This is a genomic window from Streptomyces sp. NPDC088745 (assembly GCF_044751045.1).
GTDB classification, from domain to species: Bacteria; Actinomycetota; Actinomycetes; order Streptomycetales; family Streptomycetaceae; genus Streptomyces; species Streptomyces cremeus.
Genome location: NZ_JBIVLB010000005.1, coordinates 38,167 through 61,792, shown reverse-complemented (window position 1 = coordinate 61,792; position 23,626 = coordinate 38,167). Strand labels below are relative to the sequence as shown.

Annotated in this window: 18 protein-coding genes; 6 read left to right on the top strand and 12 right to left on the bottom strand. The window is 73.7% G+C overall.

The window, feature by feature from the left end; all coding sequences use genetic code 11:
- Positions 1–75 precede the first annotated feature (75 nt).
- Together ACIP93_RS15560 and ACIP93_RS15555 are read left to right on the top strand one after the other, a co-directional pair.
- Positions 76–1,788: a BCCT family transporter gene (locus ACIP93_RS15560; protein ID WP_401759015.1), complete on the top strand. Its 1,713-nt coding sequence runs from the start codon at positions 76–78 to the stop codon at positions 1,786–1,788.
- A 139-nt stretch (positions 1,789–1,927) separates the two neighbouring features.
- Positions 1,928–2,431, top strand: coding sequence for an NUDIX domain-containing protein (locus ACIP93_RS15555; RefSeq protein ID WP_401759012.1), 504 nt, complete (start codon positions 1,928–1,930; stop codon positions 2,429–2,431).
- 8 nt (positions 2,432–2,439) lie between these two features.
- On the opposite strand, the gene ACIP93_RS15550 is transcribed toward ACIP93_RS15555, so the two are convergent.
- Positions 2,440–3,753: an MFS transporter gene (locus ACIP93_RS15550; protein ID WP_401759009.1), complete on the bottom strand. Its 1,314-nt coding sequence runs from the start codon at positions 3,751–3,753 to the stop codon at positions 2,440–2,442.
- A 170-nt stretch (positions 3,754–3,923) separates the two neighbouring features.
- Between ACIP93_RS15550 and ACIP93_RS15545 the strand changes: the two genes are divergently transcribed.
- Positions 3,924–4,952, top strand: coding sequence for a transcriptional regulator (locus ACIP93_RS15545; protein WP_401759006.1), 1,029 nt, complete (start codon positions 3,924–3,926; stop codon positions 4,950–4,952).
- Positions 4,953–4,984: 32 nt separating this feature from the next.
- A complete protein-coding gene (locus tag ACIP93_RS15540) occupies positions 4,985–5,704 on the top strand; it encodes a Sir2 family NAD-dependent protein deacetylase (protein WP_345218329.1) in 720 nt (239 codons plus the stop codon).
- Here ACIP93_RS15540 and ACIP93_RS15535 read toward each other — a convergent pair.
- The 4 genes from ACIP93_RS15535 to ACIP93_RS15520 form a co-directional block, all read right to left on the bottom strand.
- Complete coding sequence (locus ACIP93_RS15535) at positions 5,701–6,201, bottom strand: methylated-DNA--[protein]-cysteine S-methyltransferase (RefSeq protein ID WP_401759003.1); 501 nt, start codon at positions 6,199–6,201, stop codon at positions 5,701–5,703. The two genes, ACIP93_RS15540 and ACIP93_RS15535, sit on opposite strands and share 4 nt — an antisense overlap.
- 6 nt (positions 6,202–6,207) lie before the next feature.
- Complete coding sequence (locus ACIP93_RS15530) at positions 6,208–7,689, bottom strand: AlkA N-terminal domain-containing protein (protein ID WP_401759729.1); 1,482 nt, start codon at positions 7,687–7,689, stop codon at positions 6,208–6,210.
- A gap of 100 nt (positions 7,690–7,789) precedes the next feature.
- Complete coding sequence (locus ACIP93_RS15525) at positions 7,790–8,341, bottom strand: O-acetyl-ADP-ribose deacetylase (RefSeq protein WP_401759000.1); 552 nt, start codon at positions 8,339–8,341, stop codon at positions 7,790–7,792.
- A gap of 137 nt (positions 8,342–8,478) precedes the next feature.
- Positions 8,479–9,294: an inositol monophosphatase family protein gene (locus tag ACIP93_RS15520; protein ID WP_345218322.1), complete on the bottom strand. Its 816-nt coding sequence runs from the start codon at positions 9,292–9,294 to the stop codon at positions 8,479–8,481.
- 153 nt (positions 9,295–9,447) lie between these two features.
- On the opposite strand from ACIP93_RS15520, the gene ACIP93_RS15515 reads away from it, so the two are divergent.
- Positions 9,448–10,518, top strand: coding sequence for a biotin/lipoate A/B protein ligase family protein (locus ACIP93_RS15515; protein ID WP_401758996.1), 1,071 nt, complete (start codon positions 9,448–9,450; stop codon positions 10,516–10,518).
- Positions 10,519–10,619: 101 nt separating this feature from the next.
- Here ACIP93_RS15515 and ACIP93_RS15510 read toward each other — a convergent pair whose 3' ends face one another.
- On the bottom strand, positions 10,620–11,417 hold the full coding sequence (locus ACIP93_RS15510) for a nucleotidyltransferase domain-containing protein (RefSeq protein ID WP_401759726.1): 798 nt from the start codon (positions 11,415–11,417) through the stop codon (positions 10,620–10,622).
- Positions 11,418–11,519: 102 nt separating this feature from the next.
- Between ACIP93_RS15510 and ACIP93_RS15505 the strand changes: the two genes are divergently transcribed.
- Positions 11,520–12,935, top strand: a complete 1,416-nt coding sequence (locus ACIP93_RS15505) for a phytoene desaturase family protein (RefSeq protein WP_401758993.1) — start codon at positions 11,520–11,522, stop codon at positions 12,933–12,935.
- Between the two features lie 97 nt (positions 12,936–13,032).
- Here ACIP93_RS15505 and ACIP93_RS15500 read toward each other — a convergent pair whose 3' ends face one another.
- The 6 genes from ACIP93_RS15500 to ACIP93_RS15475 form a co-directional block, all read right to left on the bottom strand.
- Positions 13,033–14,817: an ABC transporter ATP-binding protein gene (locus ACIP93_RS15500; RefSeq protein ID WP_401758990.1), complete on the bottom strand. Its 1,785-nt coding sequence runs from the start codon at positions 14,815–14,817 to the stop codon at positions 13,033–13,035.
- Entirely contained in the window at positions 14,814–16,553 is a 1,740-nt protein-coding gene (locus ACIP93_RS15495) for an ABC transporter ATP-binding protein (protein ID WP_401758987.1), read from the bottom strand. The genes ACIP93_RS15500 and ACIP93_RS15495 overlap by 4 nt, the downstream gene beginning before the upstream one ends.
- 41 nt (positions 16,554–16,594) lie before the next feature.
- Positions 16,595–18,178 carry an NCS1 family nucleobase:cation symporter-1 gene (locus ACIP93_RS15490; RefSeq protein ID WP_401758984.1) on the bottom strand — a complete coding sequence of 528 codons (1,584 nt, stop codon included), beginning with the start codon at positions 18,176–18,178 and terminating at the stop codon, positions 16,595–16,597.
- Positions 18,179–18,279: 101 nt separating this feature from the next.
- Complete coding sequence (locus tag ACIP93_RS15485) at positions 18,280–19,284, bottom strand: TIGR03842 family LLM class F420-dependent oxidoreductase (RefSeq protein ID WP_345219054.1); 1,005 nt, start codon at positions 19,282–19,284, stop codon at positions 18,280–18,282.
- 243 nt (positions 19,285–19,527) lie between these two features.
- Positions 19,528–21,540 (bottom strand): bifunctional metallophosphatase/5'-nucleotidase, encoded by a 2,013-nt coding sequence (locus ACIP93_RS15480; RefSeq protein ID WP_401758982.1) that lies wholly within the window; start codon positions 21,538–21,540, stop codon positions 19,528–19,530.
- A gap of 122 nt (positions 21,541–21,662) precedes the next feature.
- Entirely contained in the window at positions 21,663–23,414 is a 1,752-nt protein-coding gene (locus ACIP93_RS15475) for a choice-of-anchor A family protein (RefSeq protein ID WP_401758979.1), read from the bottom strand.
- Between the last annotated feature and the right edge of the window lie 212 nt (positions 23,415–23,626).

Below are 23,626 nucleotides of genomic sequence, written 5' to 3'. Positions count from 1 at the left end.
CCGCCCCCGCCACACCCCTCCTGACGGCGCGCCAACCCCCCATACCACGACATTGCGCACCATAGGGTGTGCGGCATGAGTACGGAATCCCTCGATCCACCCCAGCCGCCCCCGGAACCCTCCGGGGGGACCGGGCCGGACACGGCCCATCCCGCCGCCGACGGCAGGCCCGACCACACAGTGATCGTCATCGGCGTACTCGCCGTGGCCGCCGTCGTCGCCTGGGCCTTCTTCGGCAAGGACTCCTTCGAGAGCGCGTCGTCGACCGCCCTCTCCTGGGTCCTGGACAACTTCGCCTGGCTCTTCGTGATCGCCGCCGACGTGTTCCTGCTGATGTGCCTGTGCATCGCGTTCAGCCGCTTCGGCCGGATCCGGCTCGGCAAGGACGACTCCGAGCCCGAGTTCACGAACCTGGCCTGGATCGCGATGATGTTCAGCGCGGGCATGGGCATCGGGCTGATGTTCTACGGGGTCGGGGAACCCCTCCAGCACTACCTCACCCCGCCGCCGGGCAGCGGCGCCGAGGCCGGCACCGGGGACGCCGCGCGGACGGCCCTGGAGTACTCCTTCTTCCACTGGACGCTCGGCCCGTGGGCGATCTACGGCGTCGCCGGCCTCGCCCTCGCGTACGCCACCTTCCGCAAGGGGCGCGGGAACAGGCTGAGTTCGGCCTTCGTGCCGCTGCTCGGCGAGAAGCGCGCCGAGGGCTGGCAGGGCAAGGTCATCGACCTGCTCGCCGTGTTCGCCACCGTCTTCGGCACCGCGACGAGCCTGGGCCTCGGCGCGCTCCAGGTGGCCCAGGGGCTGAACATCGTCACCGGCATCCAGGACACCAAGGCCGTCGAGCTGATCATCATCGGCTCGCTCTCGGCGGCGTTCGTACTGTCCGCCTTCTCCGGCCTGCACAAGGGCGTGAAGTGGCTGAGCACGGCGAACATCGTGATGGCCGCCCTGCTGATGCTGTTCGTGTTCGTCCTCGGGCCGACCGTGTACATCCTGGACGCGATCCCCGCCTCCATCGGCGGCTACCTCGACCAGCTGCTGCCGATGGCGACCCGTACGGGCGCGTTCGGCGACGGCGACTGGCTGGGCGCCTGGACGATCTTCTACTGGGCGTGGTGGCTGTCCTGGGCCCCGTTCGTGGGCACCTTCATCGCCCGCATCTCCAAGGGCCGCAGCATCCGTGAGTTCCTGATCGGCGTGCTGCTGGTGCCCAGCGGCGCGACGGTGGTGTGGTTCTGCGTGATGGGCGGCTCCGCCATCCGCCTCGACCAGACCGGCGTGGCGGACATGGCGGGCTCGGTGAAGGACGGCGCGGAGGCCTCGCTGTTCGCCCTCCTGGAAGCGCTGCCGCTGGGCACGGTCACCTCGGTCATCGCGATGCTGCTGGTCATGACGTACTTCGTCACCAGCGCCGACTCGGCGTCCCTGGTGATGGGCTCGCTGACCAGCCGCGGATCGCTGCATCCGCCGACCTGGCTGGTGGTGCTGTGGGGCGTGCTGATGGCGGCGGTCGCGGCGGGTCTGCTGGTCGCGGGCGGTCTGAACTCCCTCCAGACGGCGACGATCCTGGTCGCGCTGCCGTTCGTCGTCGTCATGCTCACCCTGTGCTGGGCGCTGGTGAAGGAGCTGCGCGAGGACCCGGGCGCGGGCCCGGCCCGCCACCACGCGCTGCACGGCCTGCGGGACGCGGTGCGGGCGATGGTCGGCGACGCGATCACCGAGCAGGGCCCCGACCGGCGGCACCCGAGGCTGCGCCGGGCGGCCAAGTCCCGCACCGACGACTGAGCGCGCGCACCTGAGCACAAGGGGCGCGGCGTCGCGTGCCGCGCCCCTTCCGCGTGTCCGACGGGCGGGGTGCTCCGCCCGGCCGCCGCCCGCGCGGACGTACTACCGGGTGCCGGAGGGCGGTTTGTAGGGTGGCCGGATGACCCAGGAGATCCAGGACTACGCCACGTACATTGCCTCGCTCCCCCGCGTCCTCGCCGGGGCCGCGGTGCTCTTCCGGGACGAGGAGGGCCGGGTGCTGATGGTCGAGCCGAACTACCGGGAGGGATGGGCGCTGCCCGGCGGCACGATCGAGTCGGACGCGGGCGAGACCCCTCGGGAGGGGGCGCGGCGGGAGACGCTGGAGGAGATCGGCCTGGACGTCGAACCGGGGCGGCTGCTCGCCCTCGACTGGGCGTCGGCCCCGAACCGCCCGCCGATCGTGGCCTATCTGTACGACGGCGGGGTCCTGACCGGGGCCCAGTTGGCGGCGATCCGCCTCCAGGAGGCCGAGCTGATCTCCTGGCGCCTGGTCCCGGTCGACGAGATCCCGGCCCACGCCCTGAACCACCTCTCCGGCCGCATCCTGGCAGCTCTGGCCGCGCTGGCCGACGGCACGGGCGCGGTGGAGCTGGAGAACGGCCGCAGGGTGCCGCAGACCTGAGCCGCACCTCACCCCGGACCCGCCTCCCCGGCACGTGCTGCCCCCGAGGCCGACGCCTCCCCCGCGCCGGGCGCGGAAGCCGGCCCCTCGCCCGCGTCCGGCCCGGAGGCCGACACCTCGCCCGCACCGGACGCACCGGACGCACCAGCCCCCGCCTCCCCGGCAGGGGCCCGCCGCACTCCTCGTTCCAGCCCCAGCGTCACCAGCACCGACAGCCCCGCCATCACTCCCATCGCCGCCCCCACCGGCACCAACTGGGCCACCGCCCCCGCCAGCGCCGCCCCCACCCCCTGCATCGCCAGCATCGCCGACCCGTGCAGCCCCAGCGCATGCCCGCTCAGCTCGTCCGGCGTCAGTGCCAGCAGCCGCTCCTGGAGCAGCAGCGTCGCCGCGAAGCCGACCGAGGCGACGAACACCACGCCCACCGCCACACCCAGCGGCGGCCCCAGGAAGAACACCAGGTAGGGCGCCGCGAGCAGCAGCCGCAGCGCCGGCCCGCCCCGCGCCCGCCACCGCGCCGGCACGAACCGTCCCACCAGCGTGTCCCCGACCAGCATGCCGCTCGCCGCGCTCGCGAACAGCAGTCCCGCGCGGTCCGGTTCGTACGGCACGTACAGGGACTCGCATCCCACGATCAGCCCGTTCGGCACGCACAGCATGAGGTACACGTGGCGGCGCGGCTTCGACGACCACAGCACGCCGTTCGTCCGCCAGGTCGCGGTGACCGAGGCCCGCCCCCGCGCCCTGGCCGGCCTGCGGCTCAGGCCGAAGCGCGCGATGCCCGCCGCCGCGAGGTACATCCCCGCCCCCACCAGCAGCGTGACGCGCGGCGACAGCAGCGCCACCAGGAGCCCGCCGGTGGCGAAGCCCAGGATCTGGGTGGCCCCGTTGGACATGTTGAGCACCGAGCGGCCGATCAGGAAGCCGTCCCGGGGCAGGATCTCGTGGAGCATCCCGTACGTCACTCCGCCGCCTAGGGAGGCGAACATCCCCAGCGTGAACAGGACCGCGAAGGAGGCCCCCACCGGCAGCCCGGGTATCGCCTGCACCGCCGTCGCCACCGCGAACAGCAGCCAGATCCCGGTGAGCGCCGCCCGCGGGGGCACCCGGTCGGCGGCGCTCAACAGCGTGGTGGCGCCCACGAGTTGGGCCAGGGACGGGCCGAACATGGCGAGGGAGGTCAGCAGCGGGGAGCCCGTGGCGGAGTGGACGAGGACGCCGAGGGCCAGACCCGACACGGTCTGCGCCGCCGATCGCACGGAGGCGACCAGGAACAGCGGAGTGAACTCCGGCTGCCGGAGGAGTTCGCGGTAGGTGCGCATGGAAGGAGTCTGAGAGGCCCGTCGCGGCTCTCGTAATGTTTCGCACGGACGCGAAAGGACGGTGCGCGGGGAAGCGAAAGGACGCCGCGCAGGCAGGCGAAGGGACGTTTCGCGGAGAACGCGGAGAACGCGGGGAAGCGAAGGGCCGGGAGGAAGGTAAGGGGCCGGGCATGGGCTGGTGGCAGGTCGACGCGGACACGCTCGCGCGCGGACGGTTCGTCGTTTCTCCGCTGTGCGAGACCATTTCGAGCCTGAAGGTGCTCCAGCGGCACGCTCCCGCCGCGCATCCGGGCGCGCGCGCCTGGCTGGCCGAGCACCTGCCCGCCTTCCAGGAACTCGTCCGCGCCGACCCGCTCACCCCGCTCCTGCTCGACGCGGCCTTCCGCCCGCACTGGAACGCCGACTTCATCACCCCGACGCCCGCCGCCGAGGGCGGGCAGAGCTTCGAGGAGGAGCTCGCGGTCCTGCGGGCGACGCCGCCGGAGCGGGTGCGGGACGACCTCACCGTCGCCCTCGGCGGTCCGCCGCCGCCCGCGCTGTGCCGCCCGGACCTCGCGGAGCGTGCCGCCGACCTCGTGGAGTGGGTGTGGCGGCGGACCGTACTTCCGCAGTGGCCGGTGCGCAGGCGGGTGCTGGAGGCGGACGTCGTGGCGCGGACCGCGCAGTTGAGCCGGGGCGGCTGGGCCGCGGCGCTGGAGGACATGCGGCCGGGGCTGCGCTGGCTGGGCGGCGACCGGCTCCAGATCAACACGCACGAGCACGCGCCGCGGGAGACCTCCGGGGCCCGGCTGCTGTTCGTCCCGGTCGGCTTCGACACGAGCTGGGTGTCGTGGGAGGGACGGCACCGGTACGCGGTGGTGTACCCGTGCGCGGGCGCGCTGGCCGAGCCGGACCGGCCGCCCGCCCCCGAGGCGCTGGGCGCCCTGCTGGGACGGGGCCGCGCCCGTGTCCTGGTGCTCCTGGACGCACCGCGCAGCACCACGCACCTGGTGGCGCTGACGGGACTGCCGCTGGGGTCGGTGGGACGCCACCTGAAGGTGCTGCTCGACGCGCGCCTGGTCCGCCGCCGCCGGGCCGGCCGGTCCGTGCTGTACTACCGGACCGAGTCCGGGGACGTACTGGTCGGCTCGCAGCAGGACGACGCGACGGAGGACCGCGCCCCGGCCGGCACGGGAGCCGCGGCGGCGCAATCCCGGTGACACGCCCGGGCGGGCGCGCATAACCTCCGGCCATGACACTCGTGGCGATCTTCAGCGGGGCCGGCATCTCCACCGACTCCGGCATCCCCGACTACCGGGGCCCCGCCGGCCTGTGGCGGCGCGAGCCGGACGCCGAGAAGCTCGTCACGTACCGCCACTACATGGCCGACCCGGAGATCCGCCGCAGGTCGTGGCTGATGCGGCGGGAGCTCGCGGCCCTGGGCGCGGCGCCCAACGCGGCGCACCGGGCGGTGGCCGAGCTGGACCGGCGGGAGGGGTTCGCGGTGCGGGTGATCACACAGAACGTGGACGGGCTGCACCAGGCGGGCGGCATGCCGGACCGCAAGGTGTTCGAACTGCACGGCACCGCGCGGGCGGTGGAGTGCACCGCGTGCCGCGCGCGGTCGTCGATGGACGAGGCCCTGGAGCGGATCGACGCGGGCGAACCGGACCCGGCGTGCCGGGCGTGCGGCGGAATCCTGAAGGCGGCGACGGTGATGTTCGGGCAGGCCCTGGACCAGGGGGTGCTGGGCGACGCGACGGCGGTGGCGAAGGCGTGCGAGGTGTTCGTCGCCGTCGGCTCCACGCTCCAGGTGCAGCCCGCCGCGTCGCTGGCCGGGGTGGCGGCGGAGCACGGGGCGCGGCTGATCATCGTGAACGCGGAGCCGACTCCCTACGATCCGCTCGCCGACGAGGTGGTGCGGGAGCCGATCGGGACGGCGCTGCCCGGGCTGCTGGCCGCGCTGGGCTAGAAGAGGGCGGCTTCCGCCGGGACGCCGCCCTCGAAGGCGAGGAGGCGCTGCTTGCGGTCGAGGCCGCCGCCGTATCCGGTGAGGCTTCCGGTGGAGCCGATGACCCGGTGGCAGGGCACGATGATGCCGACCGGGTTCTTGCCGTTGGCGAGTCCGACGGCCCGGGAGGCCCCCGTGTTGCCCATGTGCTGGGCGAGTTGGCCGTACGTCCGGGTCTCTCCGTACGGAATCCGCTGGAGCTGTTCCCACACGGACCGCTGGAACGGGGTGCCGTGGAGGTGCAGCGGGACGGTGAACTCGGTCAGCTCCCCCCGGAAATAGGCGTCGAGCTGCTCGATGACCTCGGGGAACGGTTCGGGGTCCGGGTCGCCGAAGGTCTCCTCGGCGGGGCGGTGGCGCTGGCCGACCATGTAGAGGCCGCACAGGACGCCTTCGGTGGCGACGAGAGTGAGCGGGCCGTACGGGCTGTCGACGACGGTGTGCTGTCTGCGGGACATGGCGGGTCAACTCGCTTCGCGCGGGAGGTGGTTGATGGGGTGGGAGTCGGTCGCCCACAGATACTGGACGGCGTACGCGCGCCAGGGGCGCCAGGCGGCGGCGCGCGCGGTGAGGGCGGCCGGGGTGTGCGGCAGGCCGAGGCCCCGGGCGGCCTTCTTGACGCCGAGGTCGGAGGGGAGGAAGGCGTCCGGGTCGCCGAGGGCGCGCATCGCGATGACCTCGGTGGTCCAGGGGCCGAAGCCGGGGAGGGCGAGGAGCTGGGCGCGGGCGGCGTCCCAGTCGCTGTCGACGCCCAGCCCGATCGAGCCGTCGGCGAGCGCGGCGACGAGGGTGGTGAGCGTGACGCGGCGGCTGCGCGGCAGGGCGAGGGTTTCCGGGTCGAGCCCGGCGAGGGCGGCGGCGGACGGGAAGAGGTGGGTGAGGCCGCCCTCCGGGTCCTGGACCGGGGTGCCGTGCGCGGTGACCAGGCGGGCGGCGTGGGTGCGGGCGGCGGCCGTCGACACCTGCTGGCCGAGGACCGCCCGTACGGCGAGCTCGTCGGTGTCGGTGGTACGGGGCACCCGCCTGCCGGGGGCGCGAGCCACCAGCGGGGCGAGCAGCGGGTCGGCGCTGAGGCGCTCGTCGACGGCGACCGGGTCGGCGTCGAGGTCGAGCAGCCAGCGGCAGCGGCTGATGGCGTGGGTGAGGTCGCGCAGGTCGGTGAGGGAGAGCCGGCAGTCGATGTGGCCGGGGCCCGGGGAGAGGGCCACGATGCCGTGCCCGTACGGGAGCCGGAGGGTACGCCGGTACGCTCCGTCGCGCCACTCCTCGACGCCGGGGACGGCGGTGGCGGCGAGGTGGCCGAAGAGGTTGTCGGGGTTGAGCGGAGCGCGGAACGGCAGCCGCAGCGCGATCACCCCGGGGGTCTGCGGGCCGCCCTGGCTCCTTCTGCGGCGTTCGCGCAGTTCGCCCGGGGCGAGGCCGAAGACCTCGCGGACGGTGTCGTTGAAGGTCCGCACGGAGGAGAACCCGGCGGCGAAGGCGATGTCGGCCATCGGGAGCGGGGTCGTCTCGATGAGGAGCCTCGCCGTCTGGGCGCGCTGGGCGCGGGCCAGGGCGAGGGGCCCGGCCCCCAGCTCGGCGCGGAGCTGGCGTTCGACCTGCCGGGTGGAGTACCCGAGCCGGGCGGCGAGGCCGGGCACGCCTTCGCGGTCGACGACGCCGTCCCGGATGAGCCGCATGGCGCGGGCGACGGCGTCGGCGCGGGCGTTCCACTCCGGGGAGCCGGGGCTGGTGTCGGGGCGGCACCGCTTGCAGGCCCGGAAGCCGGCCTGCTGACAGGCGGCGGCGCTCGGGTAGAAGGTCATGTTCTGCGGCTTGGGCGGCACGACGGGGCAGCTGGGGCGGCAGTAGATGCGGGTGGTGGTGACGGCCGTGAACACCCAGCCGTCGAAGCGGGCGTCCTTGGACTGCACGGCACGGACGCAGCGGTCGGTGTCGGTGTGCATGGCGCGGATGCCGGCTTCCGGAGTCCCGGCCGGCGCTTCGGTGGGTGTCATGGGTCCAGCATCCGGCACCGGGGGTGCGGCGGCTGGCGGAAATCCGACATCAAGGTGCCGCGGCCAGGGCCTGCTCGAAGTGCCCGAGGGCGGCGTCGTCGAACAGTACGAACCTGATGTCGAGCAGGGGCTCGCGCGCGGCCTCCCGGACGGTGCGCACGGCGGTTCGGGCGCCGTCGGAGAGCGGCCAGCGGTAGACGCCGGTGGAGATGGCAGGGAAGGCGATGCTGCGGGCGCCCAGCTCGCCCGCCAGGCGCAGGGACTCGCGGTAGCAGGAGGCGAGCAGCTCGGTCTGGGCGCGGTCGGCCTCGCCGGTGAGCTGCGGCTGGTGAACGGGGCCGACGGTGTGCACGACGTACTGGGCGTGCAGATTCCCGGCGGTGGTGACCACCGCCCGGCCGGTGGGGAGGCCACCGCCGTAGTGGGAGGCGCGCAGCTTGCGGCAGTCGGCGAGGACGGCGGGCCCGCCGCGGCGGTGGATGGCACCGTCCACGCCGCCACCGCCGAGCAGGGTCGAGTTGGCGGCGTTGACGATGACGTCGACGTGCTGGTCGGTGATGTCACCGCGGACGAGGGTGATGGTGGGCACGGGCTGTGTCATGCCCGCATTCTCCCCGCCCGGAACCCGCGAGGGGTACGGGGAGCTGCACGACCAGCCACAACGCGTCCGCGCGTCCACGCAGGGTTACGGGAAGGGGCGGGCGGAGGAAAATCCGCCCTGCGCCGGGCGCCGCCCTCCTACTCCCCCGCCAACAACCCCCGCACCCGCTCCACCACCTCCGCATCCCTTCCCACCGCGAACGGCAACGCGTTCCCTCCCCCGATCCGATACCGCTCCCCCACCCGCGTCCGGTCCGTGCCTCCCGCCTCCTCCACCAGCAGCAGCCCCGCCGCGTGGTCCCACGCCAGCTCCCACGAGAAGGCGACCGCCTCCAACTCCCCCCGGGCGACGGCCAGATACTCCAGCCCCGCCGACCCGCACGGCCGCACCTCCACCCCCGGCACCGCCAGCCGCAGCAGGGCGTGCTTCTCCTCCGGGGTCGTGTAGTCGGGGTTCGAGATCGCGACCCGCACCGGAGCACCGGCCTCCGGCGAGCCGGCGCGCAGGGGCCGCCCGTTCAGGGTCGCGCCCCGGCCCCGTACGGCGACGGCCATCTCGTCCAGCGCGGGGGCGAACGTCCAGGAGGCCTGGAGTTCATCGCCCCTCGCCAGCGCCACCAGCGTGCAGAAGGCCGGGTCCCCGGCCACGAACTGGCGCGTGCCGTCGACCGGGTCGACGATCCACACCGGGGCGTCGCCCCGTATCGCCTCGTAGACCGCCGGGTCCGCGTGGACGGCCTCCTCCCCGACCACCACCGACCCGGGCAACAGCCGGGTCAGGGCCGCCGTGAGGTGCTCCTCCGCCCCCCGGTCCGCGACCGTGACCAGGTCGTACGGCCCCTTCTTCTCCACCACCTCGTGCGCGGCGAGCTGCCGGAAGCGCGGCATGATCTCGGCTGCGGCCGCCTCCCGGACGGCCGCCTCCACTGCGTCGACAAGCTGTTCATCGATCATGCCTCCAGCAAAGCACGCCCCTCTGACAACTGATCCAAAAGCGGAGGAATGCCCGGACCCGGGATAGCGTTGTCGCAGGCCAGAGCCAGAACAGCAAGAACAGCCGGGAAGCCGTGAGGGGCGTGCCGGGCGGAGCAGCGGAGGCGGCAGACAGTGCACGGTGAGTACAAGGTCCCCGGCGGCAAGCTCGTCGTCGTCGACCTCGACACGGAGGCGGACGGACGCGGCGGCGAGGTGCTGCGCAATGTGCGGGTCGCCGGTGACTTCTTCCTGGAACCCGACGAGGCGATCGTCGCCATCAACGGCGCGCTGGAGGGGGCGCCGGCGGACACGGACGCCGCCGGTCTTGCCGCCCGCATCGAGGCGTCGCTGCCCGAGGGGACGGTGATGTTCGGCCTCAGCTCCGAGGGCGTCGCCGTCGCGGTGCGCCGCGCCCTCGCGCACGCCACGGACTGGACCGACTACGACTGGCAGCTCATCCACGAGGCCCCGCAGTCGCCCGCCCTGCACATGGCGCTCGACGAGGTCGTCACCGCCGAGGTGGCCGCCGGCCGCCGCCCGCCGACGCTGCGCGTCTGGGAGTGGGCCGCGCCCGCCGTGGTCATCGGCAGCTTCCAGTCGCTGCGCAACGAGGTCGACCCGGAGGGGGCCGAACGGCACGGCATCCAGGTGGTGCGCCGGATCAGCGGCGGCGGCGCGATGTTCATCGAGCCGGGCAACACGATCACGTACTCCCTGTCCGTCCCCAGCGCCCTGGTCCAGGGCCTGTCCTTCGCGGACAGCTATGCCTACCTGGACGACTGGGTGCTCGGCGCGCTCGCCGACATGGGCGTCAAGGCCTGGTACCAGCCGCTGAACGACATCGCCACGGACGCCGGGAAGATCGCCGGCGCGGCCCAGAAGCGGATGGTCGCCGACGAGGGCGCGGTGCTGCACCACGTGACGATGGCGTACGACATCGACGCGGACAAGATGATGGAGGTGCTGCGGATCGGCAAGGAGAAGCTGTCCGACAAGGGCACCAGGAGCGCCAAGAAGCGGGTGGACCCGCTGCGGCGACAGACCGGGCTGGCGCGGGAGGCCGTCATCGAGCGGATGATCGCCTCGTTCCGGGGGCGGTACGGACTGGAGACGGGCGCGGTGTCGGCGCAGGAGATGGCGCGTGCGCAGGAGCTCGCGGAGTCGAAGTTCGGCACGCAGGAGTGGACGGCGCGGGTGCCGTAAAGAGGTCGCCTGGACGAGCTGCGATGAGGCCATGGCCGGGTTCACGTGGGCGAGCAACGGGCCCGGCGAAACATAACGATGCCAGCACATGCCCCCGGCCCTCACCCCTCCAACTTCGCCCGCACCTCCCGCACCACCTCCGCCGCGTCCCGTACCCCGTCCTCGTCCGGCCGCCGCAGCGCCTCCGCCACCCGTGTCTCCATGTCCCGCGGCGCGCAGGGGAGCTGCGCCGCCGTGCGCAGCGCGCCCTTCTCGTTCACGCACCACACCCGCCCGTGTGCCAGCATCGCCTGCGCCAGCACTCCGAACGCCCTCGACAGGCACAGCGACACGTGCAGCGTGTCGCCGCCCCGCGCCGACTTCCGGGCGTTCGCCACCGAGAAGTCGGCCTCCCAGGCCGCCCCGATCAGCGCCGAGCGCAGCGCCCGCGGGTACTCCGCCGTCGCCGCCCGCAACGTCCCCAGCTCCCCCGAGGGGTCCGCCAGCACCCGGCACAGCGCGACCTCTCCCGCGTACGCCGGCGACCAGAAGCCCAGCGGGTGGCCCGCCTGCACGCCCACCTCGTAGCGGCCCCCGCGGCAGTCCTGCCAGACCCGCTCGACCCGGTCCAGGTCCCGCAGCACCCAGTCGACGGACACGCCGTCCGCCTCCAGCCAGGCCCCGCCGTTCACCCACGGACCCCAGCCGCCGGGCCCGGCCACCTCCACGGGCCGGCCCGTGTGATCAGCGGCGAGTTCGGCCAGGCGGGGCACGTCCACCGAGCCCCGGTAGTACACGCCCAAGTCCCAGTCGGAGTCCGGGCGGTGGGACCCCCGGGCACGGCTTCCACCGAGCGCGACGGCCACGACACCCGGGGTTCCCACGAGCCGTTCCGCCATCTCTGCGACGATCTTGTCCATCCTGTTCACGGGCCGGAACCCTACCCCCGCCGGAGTTGTCGGTGCGCGGGAATACCCTGGGGCCCTGAAGCACAGTGGCGTGAGGAGTCCGAGGTGTCGCCGATGCTTGACGCAGTCGTCGTGGGGGCGGGCCCCAACGGGCTGACCGCCGCAGTGGAGCTGGCCCGCCGCGGCTTCTCGGTGGAGGTGTTCGAGGCCAAGGACACCGTCGGCGGCGGCGCCCGCACCGAGGAGCTGACACTGCCGGGCTTCCGCCACGACCCGTGCTCGGCCGTGCATCCGCTGGGTGTGGGGTCGCCCGCCTTCCGGGCGCTGCCGCTGGAGCGGTACGGACTGGAGTGGCTGCACCCCGAGCTGCCCATGGTGCATCCCTGGGACGACGGGACGGCGGCCGTGCTGTCGCGCTCGGTCGCGGAGACGGCGGCCTCCCTGGGGGTGCGGGACGCCGGTGCGTACCGCCGTCTGGTCGCTCCGTACCTCGGGAAGTGGGACGGTCTCGCGCAGGACTTCATGTCGCTGCCGCTGACCGCGCTCCCCCGGCACCCGTTCCGGCTCGCGCACTTCGGGATCGACGGCCTGCCGCCGTCCACCTGGCTGATGCGCCGCTTCCGCGACGAGAAGGCCAAGGCGCTGATCGCCGGGCTCGTGGCGCATGTCATCGCCCCGCTCGACGGCCTGGCGACGAGTGCGATCGGCCTCCTGTTCGCGCTGGCGGCGCACGAGAACGGCTGGCCGGTCCCGCGCGGCGGCTCCCAGGCCATCCCGGACGCCCTGACCGCGTACCTCCGTGATCTCGGCGGGGCCGTCCACACCGGTTACGAGGTCAAGCGCCTGGACGACCTGCCGCCGGCCCGTGCGTACGTCTTCGACACCTCGCCGACCGCGCTCGCCCGGATCGCCCGTCTGGGCAACGCGTACGAGAACTACCGGTACGGCGCGAGCGTCTTCAAGATCGATTACGCGCTGGACGGGCCGGTTCCGTGGACCGCCGAGGAGGCCCGCCGGGCCGGGACGGTGCAGCTCGGCCCCACCCGGGGGGAGATCGGCAAGGCCCTGCGCCAGGTCGCGGGCGGCACGCCCCCCGAGACCCCCTTCCTGATCACGGCCCAGCCGAGCGTCGTCGACCCGACCCGCGCCCCCGAGGGCAAGCAGGTGTTCTGGGTGTACGGACACGCTCCGCACGCCTGGCAGGGCGACCTGACGGACGCGATCGAACGCCAACTCGAACGCTTCGCCCCCGGTTTCCGCGACCTCGTCCTGGCCCGCGCCACGGCCGGTCCCCCGGAGCTTGCCGCGCACAACGCGAACTACGTGGGAGGGGACATCGCCTGCGGCGCCTTCGCGGGCCTCCAGGCGCTGCTGCGCCCGAAGCCGTCCCTCTTCCCGTACGCCACGAAGCACCCGGCGGTCTTCCTGTGCTCCGCGGCGACTCCGCCGGGCCCCGGCGTGCACGGCATGTCGGGCCACAACGCGGCGAAGGCGGTCTGGCGCCACCTGCGGGCCGTCGACCGGGGCTGAGCGCTCCGGGCCCCTGGTCCCCGGCCCGGCAGGTTGCCCGCCGTGCGGCCCCGCCCACCATGGCCGTCATGGACCCGCCCGGCCCCGGACGGCAGACCTACGACCGTCGCTCCCCGTGCCACGACCTCCACAGCGCCGCGTACGCCCCTCCGGAGGCCACGAGGGCGTCGTGGGAGCCGAGTTCGGTGATGCGGCCGCCGTCCATCACCGCGATCCGGTCGGCGTCGTGCGCCGTGTGCAGCCGGTGCGCGACGGCGATGACCGTACGTCCCGTGAGCACGGCGGCGAGCGCGCGCTCGGTGTGGCGTGCCGTGCCGGGGTCCAGGAGCGCGGTGGCCTCGTCCAGGATCAGCGTGTGCGGGTCCGCCAGCACCACGCGTGCCAGCGCCAGTTGCTGGGCCTGTGAACCGTCGAGCCGGTGGCCGCCCGCGCCCAGGACGGTGCCCAGCCCGTCGGGCAGCTCGTCCGCCCACTCCGCGCCGACGGCGGCCAGCGCGGCGCGCAGGTCGGTGTCGGTGGCGGCCCGGCCCGCGATCAGCAGGTTGTCGCGGACCGTGCCGAGGAAGACGTGGTGCTCCTGCGTGATCAGGACCACCTGACGGCGCAACACCTCCGGCCCGAGGTCGCGGACCGGGACGCCGCCGACCGTGACCGCGCCGGTGCGGGGCGCGTCGATGCCCGCGAGGAGTCTGCCCAGCGTCGACTTGCCCGCGCCGGACGGGCCGACGACCGCGAGCCGTTCGCCCGCGCGCACACTCAGGTCGATGCCGTGCAGCACATCGGGCCCGCCGTCGTACGCGTGGTGCACGCCCGTGACCTCGATGCGGTCGTCGGCGGGGGTGCGGGTGGTCCCGGCGGGTGCGGCGGGAAGCTGCCCGAGGCCCTCGACCCGGGCGAAGGAGGCACTGGCGCTCTGGAGCTGTTCGAGGCGCTGGAGGATGGTGTCCAGCGGGGCGGACAGCTGGCGCAGGTACGCCGCACAGGCGACCACCGCGCCCAGGCTCACCGCGTCGTGCGCGAGCAGTACGCCGCCGAGGGCCAGGACGCCGACGACGGGGACGGCGTACGAGACGTCCACGGACGGCAGGAGCACGATCCGCAGGTACAGGGTGCGCAGGCGGGTGCGGCGGCACTCCTCGATCGCCGCCCCGCAGGCGTCGACGCGCCGCTGCTGGAGGCCGTACGCCTCGACCGTCCGCGCGGCGGAGGCGGTGGCCGAGAGGAGTTCGGCGAGAGCGGAGTTGGCGGCGCCCTCGGCGAGGTAGGCGCTGCGGGCCCGGCGCACGTACCAGCGGACGGGGAGGCAGATGCTGCTCAGGCCCACGACGGCGCACAGGCCGAGCAGCGGGTCGATGACGAAGACCGCGCCGAGGACGAGGAGCGCCTGCACGGCGGCGATCAGCACGTCGGGGCCGATGTCGCGCAGGGTGACGGCGACGGACGCGACGTCGTTGCTGCCCCGGTGGGTGACGTCGCCGGTTCCGGCGCGCTCGACGACGGAGGACGGGAGCGCGAGCACCCGGTCGACGAACCGTTCCCGCACCCGGGCCGAGGTCCGCTCGCCGAAGCGGTCGCCCGCCAGCCGGGCGTACCGCGTGAGCAGCAGTTGGGCGAGCGCGCATCCGGCCATGGCGAGGGCGAGCACGTCCACGGCCGACGCCCCGGCGCCCGCGCTGACGGCGTCGACGATCCGGCCGAGCAGCCAGGGCCCGGCGAGTCCGGCGACGACCGCCAGCGCGTTGAGGGCGATCAGCGCGGTGAAGGCGCCTCGGTCGAGGCGGATCAGCTCGCGTGCCGCGCGGCGCAGGTGCGCGCCGTCGGCGACGGGCAGTTGCCCGTTCGTCGTGTCCGGGGACCCGGCGGCCGGGGTGGGGGCGGTCATCGGGCCGCCTCCTGAGTCTGCCGGGGGTTGCCGTTTCCGGTGTCCGCCTCGCCCCGTGCGACCAGCCGCCGGTAGTCCGGGCTGCGGCGCAGGAGTTCGCGGTGGCTTCCGGTGGCGACGGCCCGCCCGTCGACCAGGAGGCACACGGTGTCCGCCCGGTCCAGCAGGACCGGTGACGTGGTGGTGACGACGGTGGTGCGTCCCTCGCGCGCGGTCCGCAGTCCGGCCGCGACGGCCGCCTCGGTGTGTGCGTCCAGTGCCGACGTCGGCTCCACCGCCAGCAGCACCTCGGGGTCGGCGAGCAGCGCCCGTACCAGCCGGACGCGTTGCCGCTGGCCGCCGGAGAGGCTGCGGCCCTGGGCGTCGACAGGTGTGTCGAGCCCGTCGCGCAGGCCGCGCACGACATCGTCCGCGACGGCCGCGTCGAACGCGCGGACGAGGTCCTCCTCGCTCCGGTCGCGGCGGCCGGCGACCACCGCGCGCAGTGGCCCGGCGAAGAGGTCGGCCTCGTTGTCGGCGACCAGGACGCGTGCGCGGACCTGCTCCGGGGCGATGGCGTCGAGCCGGGTCCCGCCCCAGGTCACCGCGGAGGCGGTGAACATGCCGAGGCGTTCGACCACCTCGGCGGTCTCCGACAGCCTGGCACCGACCAGCGCGGTCAGCTCACCGGGGTTCACCGACACGCCCGAGGCCGGATCGTGCAGCACCGACGGCCGTACGGGTGCGTCCACGCCGGCCGAGGGGTCCGCGGTGTCGGGCTCCAGGTCCAGGAAGCGCAGCAGCCGCCGTGCGGCGACCAGCCCGCGGCTGAGGTCGGAGCCGCCCTCGATGAAGAAGGACACCGGGATCGCCAGCACCGCCACGTACCCGTACACGGCGACCAGCTCCCCCACCGTCAGCGTCCCTTCCGCCGCCATCCGGGCCGCGAGCCAGGTGACCACGGCGAGGAACAGCATCGGCAGGCCGGCTCCGAGGGCGCCGATCCAACTGGTGACGGCGGCGACCCGGTAGCCCTGGTCCTGGAGCACCCGCGAGTCGCGCCGGTAGCGCTCGGCGTACACCTCTTTGCCGCCGAGCCCGGCCAGCACGCGCAGACCCCCGACGATGTCCCCGAACCGGGCCGCGAGAACGCCCTGTTGTTCCCGGTACGGCTCCTGCGCCCGCTGCACACGCCCCAGCAGCGGTCCGAGCGCAAGGGCGATCAGGGGCACGCCGACCAGCACGACCACCGCGAGCTGCCAGGAGACCGAGAACAGGAACCCGGCCACCACCACGCAGGCGACCGCCGCGCCGACCCCGGGCCCGGTGATGGTCAGCACGCTCGCCATCGCGGCCGCGTCGCCGAACCCGATGGTGACCACTTCCCCGGCCCCCGTCCGCCGGGGCAGCGCGGCCCCCAGCCGCACCGTGTGGGCGACCACGATCCGCGCCGTACGGAAGACGGCGTCCATCCTGATCCGGGTCATGGTGCGGTGCCGCAGGATGGCCAGGCAGGCGTTCAGCACCCCGACTCCGAGCAACACCGCGCACCACAGGGCCAGTTGGCGGCCGTTCCCCGGGGCCAGGCCGTCGTCCACCGCGCGGGAGAGCACATAGGGCGGCAGGGTCAGGCCGACCATCCAGGCACTGCCCCACGCCGCTCCCGCGGCGCACCGGCCTCGCTGGCGGAGGACCAGCCACCACAGGTACCGCCCCGGGCCGCGCCGCTCCGGACCCCCCCCGGCCCGTAGGTGCATCGATCATCCACCGACCCTACGGGAGGGCCCGCGGGCGCCCGTCACCGGCTGCGGCCGCCCCGTACCGGAGCCATCAGCAGCACGTACAGCACCAGCGCCGCCGCGAACCCGACCGCCCAGCCGTAGTCGGCCAGCGGCCGCAGGAAGGGGATCAGGCCGTCCTCGGGGAAGGGCCCCTTGCCGGGAGCGGAGTGCGAGCCGCCGACGGCGAGAATCCCGCCGGCCAGGAAGACGGCCACGGCACGCAGGTTCCAGCCGCCGGTGTACCAGTAGCGCCCCTCGGGCCGGTACAGGTCGGCCAGTTCCAGGACGGTCCTGCGGATGATCCAGTAGTCGGCGATCAGGATTCCCGCGACCGTGCCGAGCAGTCCGCCGACCACGCCGAGCCAGGTGAAGATGTACAGCTCGGGGGTGGCCGTGAGCTTCCACGGCATGATGAGGACGCCGACGACTCCCGTGATGAGCGCGCCCGTTCGGAAGTCGATGAGCTTCGGCGCCAGGTTGGCGAGGTCGTACGCGGGCGAGACGACGTTCGCCGCCAGGTTGACCGAGACCGTCGCGACCAGCACCGTCACCAGCGCGAAGAGCAGCCCGAAGACGTTGTCGGTCTTCGCGGCGAGCGCGACCGGGTCCCAGACCGGAGCCCCGTACACCGCCTGCGAGCCGGAGGTGACGAAGACGGAGAGCAGCGCGAAGAGCGTCATGGTCGTCGGCAGCCCCAGCGACTGCCCCCATACCTGGGCGCGTTGGCCGGCGGCGAAGCGCGTGAAGTCGGGGATGTTGAGGCTGAGCGTGGACCAGAAGGCGATCATCCCCATCAGGGCGGGGAAGAACACCGGCCAGAAGTCGGCGCCCCAGCCCAGCGTGGAGGGCTGGTCCAGGAGCGGCCCCACTCCCCCGGCCTTGACGGTGATCCACACCAGCAGCACCAGCGCGCCGACGATGACGAAGGGCGCGGCCCAGTTCTCGAAGCGGCGCAGCGTCTCCATCCCCCGGTGGATGATGGCGAGTTCGAGCGCCCAGAAGAGCACGAAGCACAGCCAGAGCGTCCACGGCTGGCCGCCGATCCGCGACGCCTCCGCCCAGCCGCCGAAGACCTTACCCAGCAGGACGAAGACGCCCTGTCCGCCGATCCAGGTCTGGATGCCGAACCAGGCGCACGCCACCCCGGCCCGGATCAGGGCCGGCAGGTTCGCCCCGCGCAGCCCGAAGGAGGAGCGCGCCAGCACCGGGAAGGGGATGCCGTACTTGGGTCCTGCGTGCCCGGTGAGCAGCATCGGGGCGAGCACGATCACATTGGCCAGCGCGATGGTGACGACCGCCTGCACCCAGTCCATGCCGAGGGCGACGAGCCCCGACGCGAGCAGCCAGGAGGGGATGTTGTGCGCCATGCCGACCCAGAGGGCGGCGAAGTTGTACGTCGTCCAGCGCCGCCGGTCCACCGGCACGGGGAGCAAGTCGTCGTTGACGTAACGGGATGCGGGCGGGACCGCACCGGTGGGCAGCTCCACGCGGCCCCCTCGCGCGGGGTCGGGCACCGGGCTGCCGGGGGGACTGCCGGGAGGGCTGCCGGGCGCGCCGGACGGCGGGCTTCCTGACGGGCTTCCTGGACCGGTGGCGGTCATGGGCCGACCCCTTCTTCGGAGAGTGCGGAGTGCCGGGCCTTTCGTCGGGGGCGCCTTGCCTGTCGTACGCGCGGACCGCCCGCACGTGGGTGGGAGGGGTTTCAGGAGGAGGCGAGCGCGGGGATGACGGACGCCCCGTACGCGTCGATGGTCCGCTCCCGGGCGTCGTGCATGTCGTAGAGGGCGAACTGGTCGACGCCCAGGCCGCGCAGGACGCGCAGCTTCTCGATGTGCGCCTCGACCGGCCCCAGCAGGCAGAACCGGTCGACGATGTCGTCGGGCACGAAGTCGGTGTCAGGGTTCCCGGCGCGCCCGTGGTGTGCGTAGTCGTACCCCCGCCGGGCCTCGATGTACGCGGTGAGCGCCGCCGGCACGAGGTCGGAGTCCGTGCCGTACTTGGCCACCAGGTCGGCGACGTGGTTGCCGACCATGCCGCCGAACCAGCGGCACTGGTCGCGGGCGTGCCCGAGGTCGTCGCCGACGTAGGCGGGGGCGGCGACGCAGATCGTGACCTCCGAGGGGTCGCGGCCGGCGTCGGACGCGGCGTCGCGCACGGCCCTGATCATCCACTCGGTGAGGACCGGGTCGGCGAGCTGGAGGATGAACCCGTCGGCCTTCGCCCCGGCGAGCGCGAGCGCCTTGGGCCCGTACGCGGCCATCCACACCGGCAGCCTCCCGTCCCGCACCCAGGGAATCCGTACCGACTGGCCGTCCACCTCGGCCTCGCGGCCCTCGGCGAGGTCGCGGATGACCTCCATGGCCTCGCCGAGCCGGGCCAGCGTGTTGGGTCTGCGTCCGGCGACGCGCATGGCGGAGTCGCCGCGGCCGATGCCGCAGACGGTGCGGTTGCCGTACATGTCGTTGAGGGTGGCGAAGGTGGAGGCGGTGACCTCCCAGGTGCGGGTGGAGGGGTTGGTGACCATGGGGCCGACGGTCAGCCGTTCGGTGTGCTCCAGGATCCGGCTGTAGATGACGAACGGCTCCTGCCACAGCACGGCGGAGTCGAAGGTCCAGCCGTGGGTGAAGCCGTTGCGTTCGGCTCGGCGCATCAGGCCGACGACCTCGGATGCGGGGGGATCGGTCTGCAGGACGAGTCCGAAGTCCATCGGCATGTGGGGCGTACCTCCCGGCTCAGGTACTGACGGCGCGTCGGCCGGTCAACTGCCGTGCGCACAGTGCGATTTCAGCCGCGGCGGCGCCACGCCGCCGGGGCCGTGAAGGGGTCAATCGTGGACCCCGCCGGGGACCTTGGCAAGAGGGACACCACGCGCGTCCACGTGCGGCGTCGCCGGGTTCGCCCGTACGGGGGAAGAACCGCCGCGGCTCCTCCCCCGCCTCGGCGGCGGCCGTCAGCAGGGTGGCCGGTGTCCGCCGTGCCGCAGGGCGCGCGGTCCGCCGGCGGTGAGGATCGCGGCGACCGAGGGCGGCAGCGGGCTGCCGTCCTCGCGCACCGGCACGGGCGGGTCGACGACCACGCCGACGCCGGGGCCGCGCAGGGCCGCGTCCTTCACCCGCACCCGGTCCAGCGGGGACGGGGTGAGCACCCTCCGCTCGCGCACGAAGGCGATGAAGCTCTCGAAGTCCCGCTGGTGCCGGTAGGGCTCGCGGTAGGCGGTGAGCGCCGGGTAGCCGTCCATGCCGAGGAGGGTGTACGAGGAGGTGGCGAGCCGGTAGTCGCGGTCGACCCGCAGCGGGGCGCCGTCGATGCGGACGTCGGCGGGGTCGACCCGGTCGCCGACCGCGCCGGACGCGTCGAAGGCGTACCGGACGTTCCCGGAGACGGCCAGCGGCGCGAAGCGCAGCGTCCCGTCCGGTCCGGTGGACCACTGCTGCTCCAGGGCGTCGTGGATCTGCTGCCCGCTGACCCGCACGCACACCGTGGGACTGCCGTACCCGACCGCCCGCCAGGCCTGCCCGAAGGCGACCGCGCCGTCGGCCCCCGGCGTCAGGTCGCCCCGTACGAGCGACTGCCCGACGGTCGGCGCGAGCGGCACCAGGGCGAGCTGCGCGGGAACGAAACGATGGACGTTCGAATCGTCGTACGACGGTACGGGCCTGCGCGCGGCCCACAGCGTCCAGTCGGCGGCGAGGTCGCCCATGGTCGACTGGCCCACGGTGTTGCGGGAGCGGGTGAAGGGGCCGCGCTGGACGGCGACGCGGCTGCGCTCACGGGTGGCGGCCTGCCCGGCCCAGTAGTCGGCGATGGCCTTGAGCCCGGGGTGCGGGGTGACGTCGCGGGTGTTGGGGTGGCTGGTGGAGACGGTGAGCTCGCGGACGACCCTGCCGGTGCGCGGGTCGAGGCGGAGGTTGATCTCGTTGACGACCTGTCCGTGGAACCCGGCCTCGACGAAGGGCCGCGGCACCCCGGCCGGGTCGGGGAGCATCATGTTGAACCGGGTGTGCCAGTGCCCGCAGACGATCGCGTCGATGTCGGGCGAGACCCTGAGCGCCAGCTCGTAGGCGGGTCCGGACGGATCGCTGCCGCTGTTGAAGTCGCCGCCGGCCACCGCGCCGTCGTGCATGCTGAGCACGATCGCGTGCACGCCGCGCCGCTTGAGTTCCCGGGCGCACCGGTCGGCGGTGGCGGCCTGGTCGAGGGTCCTGAGCCCCGGGTGGAAGGAGTTCGGGAACGACTCGCTGCCGAACACGGTGAGATGGATGAACCCGACCGGGATGCGCCGCCCGTCCGGGCCCCGTACGTACTCCACGTGATACGGCGGCAGGACGGTCCGGCCGGTGCGCGTCCGCACCACGTTGGCGCTGTAGTAACGGAAGTCGGCGCCGCGGAACCGTCTCCCGGTGGAGTCGCGGAAGCCGGTGTCACGGCCGACGACGGGGTGGGCGCGCCCGTCCTGCATGTGCTCCGTGAGGTGGGCGGGCGACTTGTCGAACTCGTGGTTCCCGGCGGTCGCGAAGTCGAGGCCCAGGGCGTTGAGGGCCTCGATCGTCGGCTCGTCGGAGAAGGCGGCGGCGTCGAACTCCCAGCCGGAGAAGAGGTCGCCGGGCGCGAAGAAGAGCGAATTCGCCCGCCCGGCGCGCAGCCGCTCCAGGTGCGTCCCCAGGGCGGCCACTCCGCCCACGGTGTACGTCTTGCCGCCGTTTCCCCGCACGACGGCGTCGCTGCCGACGGGGCCCTGCAGGTACCCGTGCAGATCGCAGATGTTGAGGAGTTGCAGGTCGACGTACTCGTCGGCGGTGGCGGCGTCGCGGGCCGCGTCGGAGGCGTGGGCGGGAACGCCGAGGGCGGTGGTGGTGGCGAGGGCGCCGAACGCGGTGAGGAAGGAGCGGCGGCCCGTGTCGTATGACGAACGCTGTTGTCCCATGAGGAAGTTGACCGGTCCACTGGTGCGTGTCTGAGTCACCCGGCGATGGTGCGAATACGGAGGTGAAGCGGGCGGGTCGACGGGGCGTCAGCCGCGTGGCGGGGCCACGGCAGCCCCGTGAACCACTCGGGTGCCGCCGTGCCTCCGTCCGTCCTGTGCTGCTACTTCTTGGGCTTGACCGGTCCCGCCTCGTTCGTCACCCGTACGACGACGCCCCGGTCGGCGTTGGCCCGGGTCAGGGCGTGCGGGCCCGAGACCGGGTTCCGCGGCAGGCGGTAGCCTTCGGGGGCGACGGTCTCGCGGACGTAGTACGAGCCGAGCTTCAGATCCCCGAAGTCGCAGCGTCCCCGCGCGTCGGTGGCGCAGCCGCTGCCGATACGGGTGTCGGTGCGGCCGGTGGTCTGGAGGCCGGGGACGCCGTTGGTCTCACGCCACAGCTCCACGACGGCGCGGGGCAGGCCGCGCCCGGTGCGCGAGTCGACCTTGTGGACGTGCAGGCTGCCCTTGACCTCGGGGACCACCGGTGTCCTCTTGTTGCGTACGGTCACGCTGACGCCTTCGCGGGCCTTGGCCTCGGTCAGGACCAGCGGGCCGACGACGCCGGGTTCCGGCAGGTCGTACCCGGCCGGGGCCCGGGTCTCCTGCCAGTAGTAGGAGTTGCCGGCCCGGACCGTGGCGCGGCAGACGCCCTGCGCGTCCGTGGTGCACGGCGCGCCGCGCCGGCGGTCGGGGCGCGCGCCGGAGGTCTGGAGACCGGAGACGCCGTTGGCCTCGTGCCAGAGCTGGAAGACCGCGCCGGGCAGCGGGGCCCCGGTGGCGTCGTCCACCTTGACGACCTTGACCTCGCCCTCCGACGGCAGCGGTGTGCCGCAGGTGGGCAGGTCGCCGTCGAAGGGGTACGCGTGGAACTCCTGGCCGCCACCGCCGGTGGGGAGGCTCCGGTGGGTGACGGAGCCGGTGGTGAAGAAGCGGCCGTTGACGCCGGGCAGGGTCACGTCGGTCTCGGATGCCTGGTTGCCGATCAGCACGCTGCCCTGGAACTGGCCGGTGCCCTTCAGCTCGACGGCGGAGGCGTCGGGGAAGTTCCACAGGAGGCGGTTGCGGAGCTTGTTGAAGGAGTCGCTGTCGTCGAAGGTGCCGCTGTAGGTGTTGACGGTGCGCCGGGCGCCGAGGACGTTGACCAGGACGGTCGCCCCGGCGGGGATGCCGCGGAACTCGATGCCCTGCTGGCCGCCGCCCCGTGCGACGAGGTCGAAGTCGGCGTTGAAGACCTGGAGCTTCGAGGAGCCGTCCCCGGTGAAGAGGGTCCGGCCGCCCTCGTTGACGGAGGTGCCGGTGGCCGGACGCGGCCCGGAGCCGGTGTCGGCGTAGCACTGGCTGGCGTCGGAGAGCTGCTGGCGCAGGCCCAGGTACGGGGTGGCGGCGCCCGCGTCGAGGGTGCTGGTGCCGACGATGGTGCCGGTGGCGGGGCCCGCGTGGCGCACCACGCCGTCCTCGGCGAGGAGCCGCTGGCCGGTGGCGATGGTGACGGCGCCGCCGGTGACGAGGTAGTCGGAGCCGACGGGCGGCGGGACCCGGGAGCCGACGCCCGCGACGCCGACGTTGTAGACCTGGCTGCCGTCCGGGGACTTGTTCATGTCGAACGAGCCGAGAACGACGACCCGCCCCTCGGCCTCGGCCGCCTTCCCGCGGACCCGGAAGTCACCGCCCGCGAAGACGTTGATGCCGTTGTCGTACCCGGCGATGCCCCCGTTGCCGACGGGCGGGAAGGGGTCGGGGCAGGAGCCGGGAACGCAGGGCCCGAGACCGCCGGGGAGGGGGTCGGCCGCTGCGGCTGTCTTCGCAGGCGCGGTGCTCGCCTGCGCCACCACGGGAAGCAGAACGGCCCCGGCCGCCAACCAGGCGACTGTCACCGCCCTCAACCCTCGGGATCCGCGTCCACCAGGTACTGTGCGCATTTCTCACTGCCCTCAGTCACGCCCCCTGACCCGTGCAGGGGTTCTCGGGATCACCCGCCCTGCGGGGCGGGCGCGCGGAGATCCTGCCAGCGTTCGCGCCCGGAAATTTGCTGACGCGCCGTCATGTGGAGTTGTTCATCTGGATGCCGGTGAGGGCTCCGGCCGAC

Coding starts and splice junctions, on each gene's coding strand:
- ACIP93_RS15560 (WP_401759015.1), top strand. CDS start 76: ATGAGTACGGAATCCCTCGATCCACCCCAGCCGCCCCCGGAACCCTCC.
- ACIP93_RS15555 (WP_401759012.1), top strand. CDS start 1,928: ATGACCCAGGAGATCCAGGACTACGCCACGTACATTGCCTCGCTCCCC.
- ACIP93_RS15550 (WP_401759009.1), bottom strand. CDS start 3,753: ATGCGCACCTACCGCGAACTCCTCCGGCAGCCGGAGTTCACTCCGCTG.
- ACIP93_RS15545 (WP_401759006.1), top strand. CDS start 3,924: ATGGGCTGGTGGCAGGTCGACGCGGACACGCTCGCGCGCGGACGGTTC.
- ACIP93_RS15540 (WP_345218329.1), top strand. CDS start 4,985: ATGACACTCGTGGCGATCTTCAGCGGGGCCGGCATCTCCACCGACTCC.
- ACIP93_RS15535 (WP_401759003.1), bottom strand. CDS start 6,201: ATGTCCCGCAGACAGCACACCGTCGTCGACAGCCCGTACGGCCCGCTC.
- ACIP93_RS15530 (WP_401759729.1), bottom strand. CDS start 7,689: ATGCACACCGACACCGACCGCTGCGTCCGTGCCGTGCAGTCCAAGGAC.
- ACIP93_RS15525 (WP_401759000.1), bottom strand. CDS start 8,341: ATGACACAGCCCGTGCCCACCATCACCCTCGTCCGCGGTGACATCACC.
- ACIP93_RS15520 (WP_345218322.1), bottom strand. CDS start 9,294: ATGATCGATGAACAGCTTGTCGACGCAGTGGAGGCGGCCGTCCGGGAG.
- ACIP93_RS15510 (WP_401759726.1), bottom strand. CDS start 11,417: ATGGACAAGATCGTCGCAGAGATGGCGGAACGGCTCGTGGGAACCCCG.
- ACIP93_RS15505 (WP_401758993.1), top strand. CDS start 11,520: ATGCTTGACGCAGTCGTCGTGGGGGCGGGCCCCAACGGGCTGACCGCC.
- ACIP93_RS15500 (WP_401758990.1), bottom strand. CDS start 14,817: ATGACCGCCCCCACCCCGGCCGCCGGGTCCCCGGACACGACGAACGGG.
- ACIP93_RS15495 (WP_401758987.1), bottom strand. CDS start 16,553: ATGCACCTACGGGCCGGGGGGGGTCCGGAGCGGCGCGGCCCGGGGCGG.
- ACIP93_RS15490 (WP_401758984.1), bottom strand. CDS start 18,178: ATGACCGCCACCGGTCCAGGAAGCCCGTCAGGAAGCCCGCCGTCCGGC.
- ACIP93_RS15485 (WP_345219054.1), bottom strand. CDS start 19,284: ATGGACTTCGGACTCGTCCTGCAGACCGATCCCCCCGCATCCGAGGTC.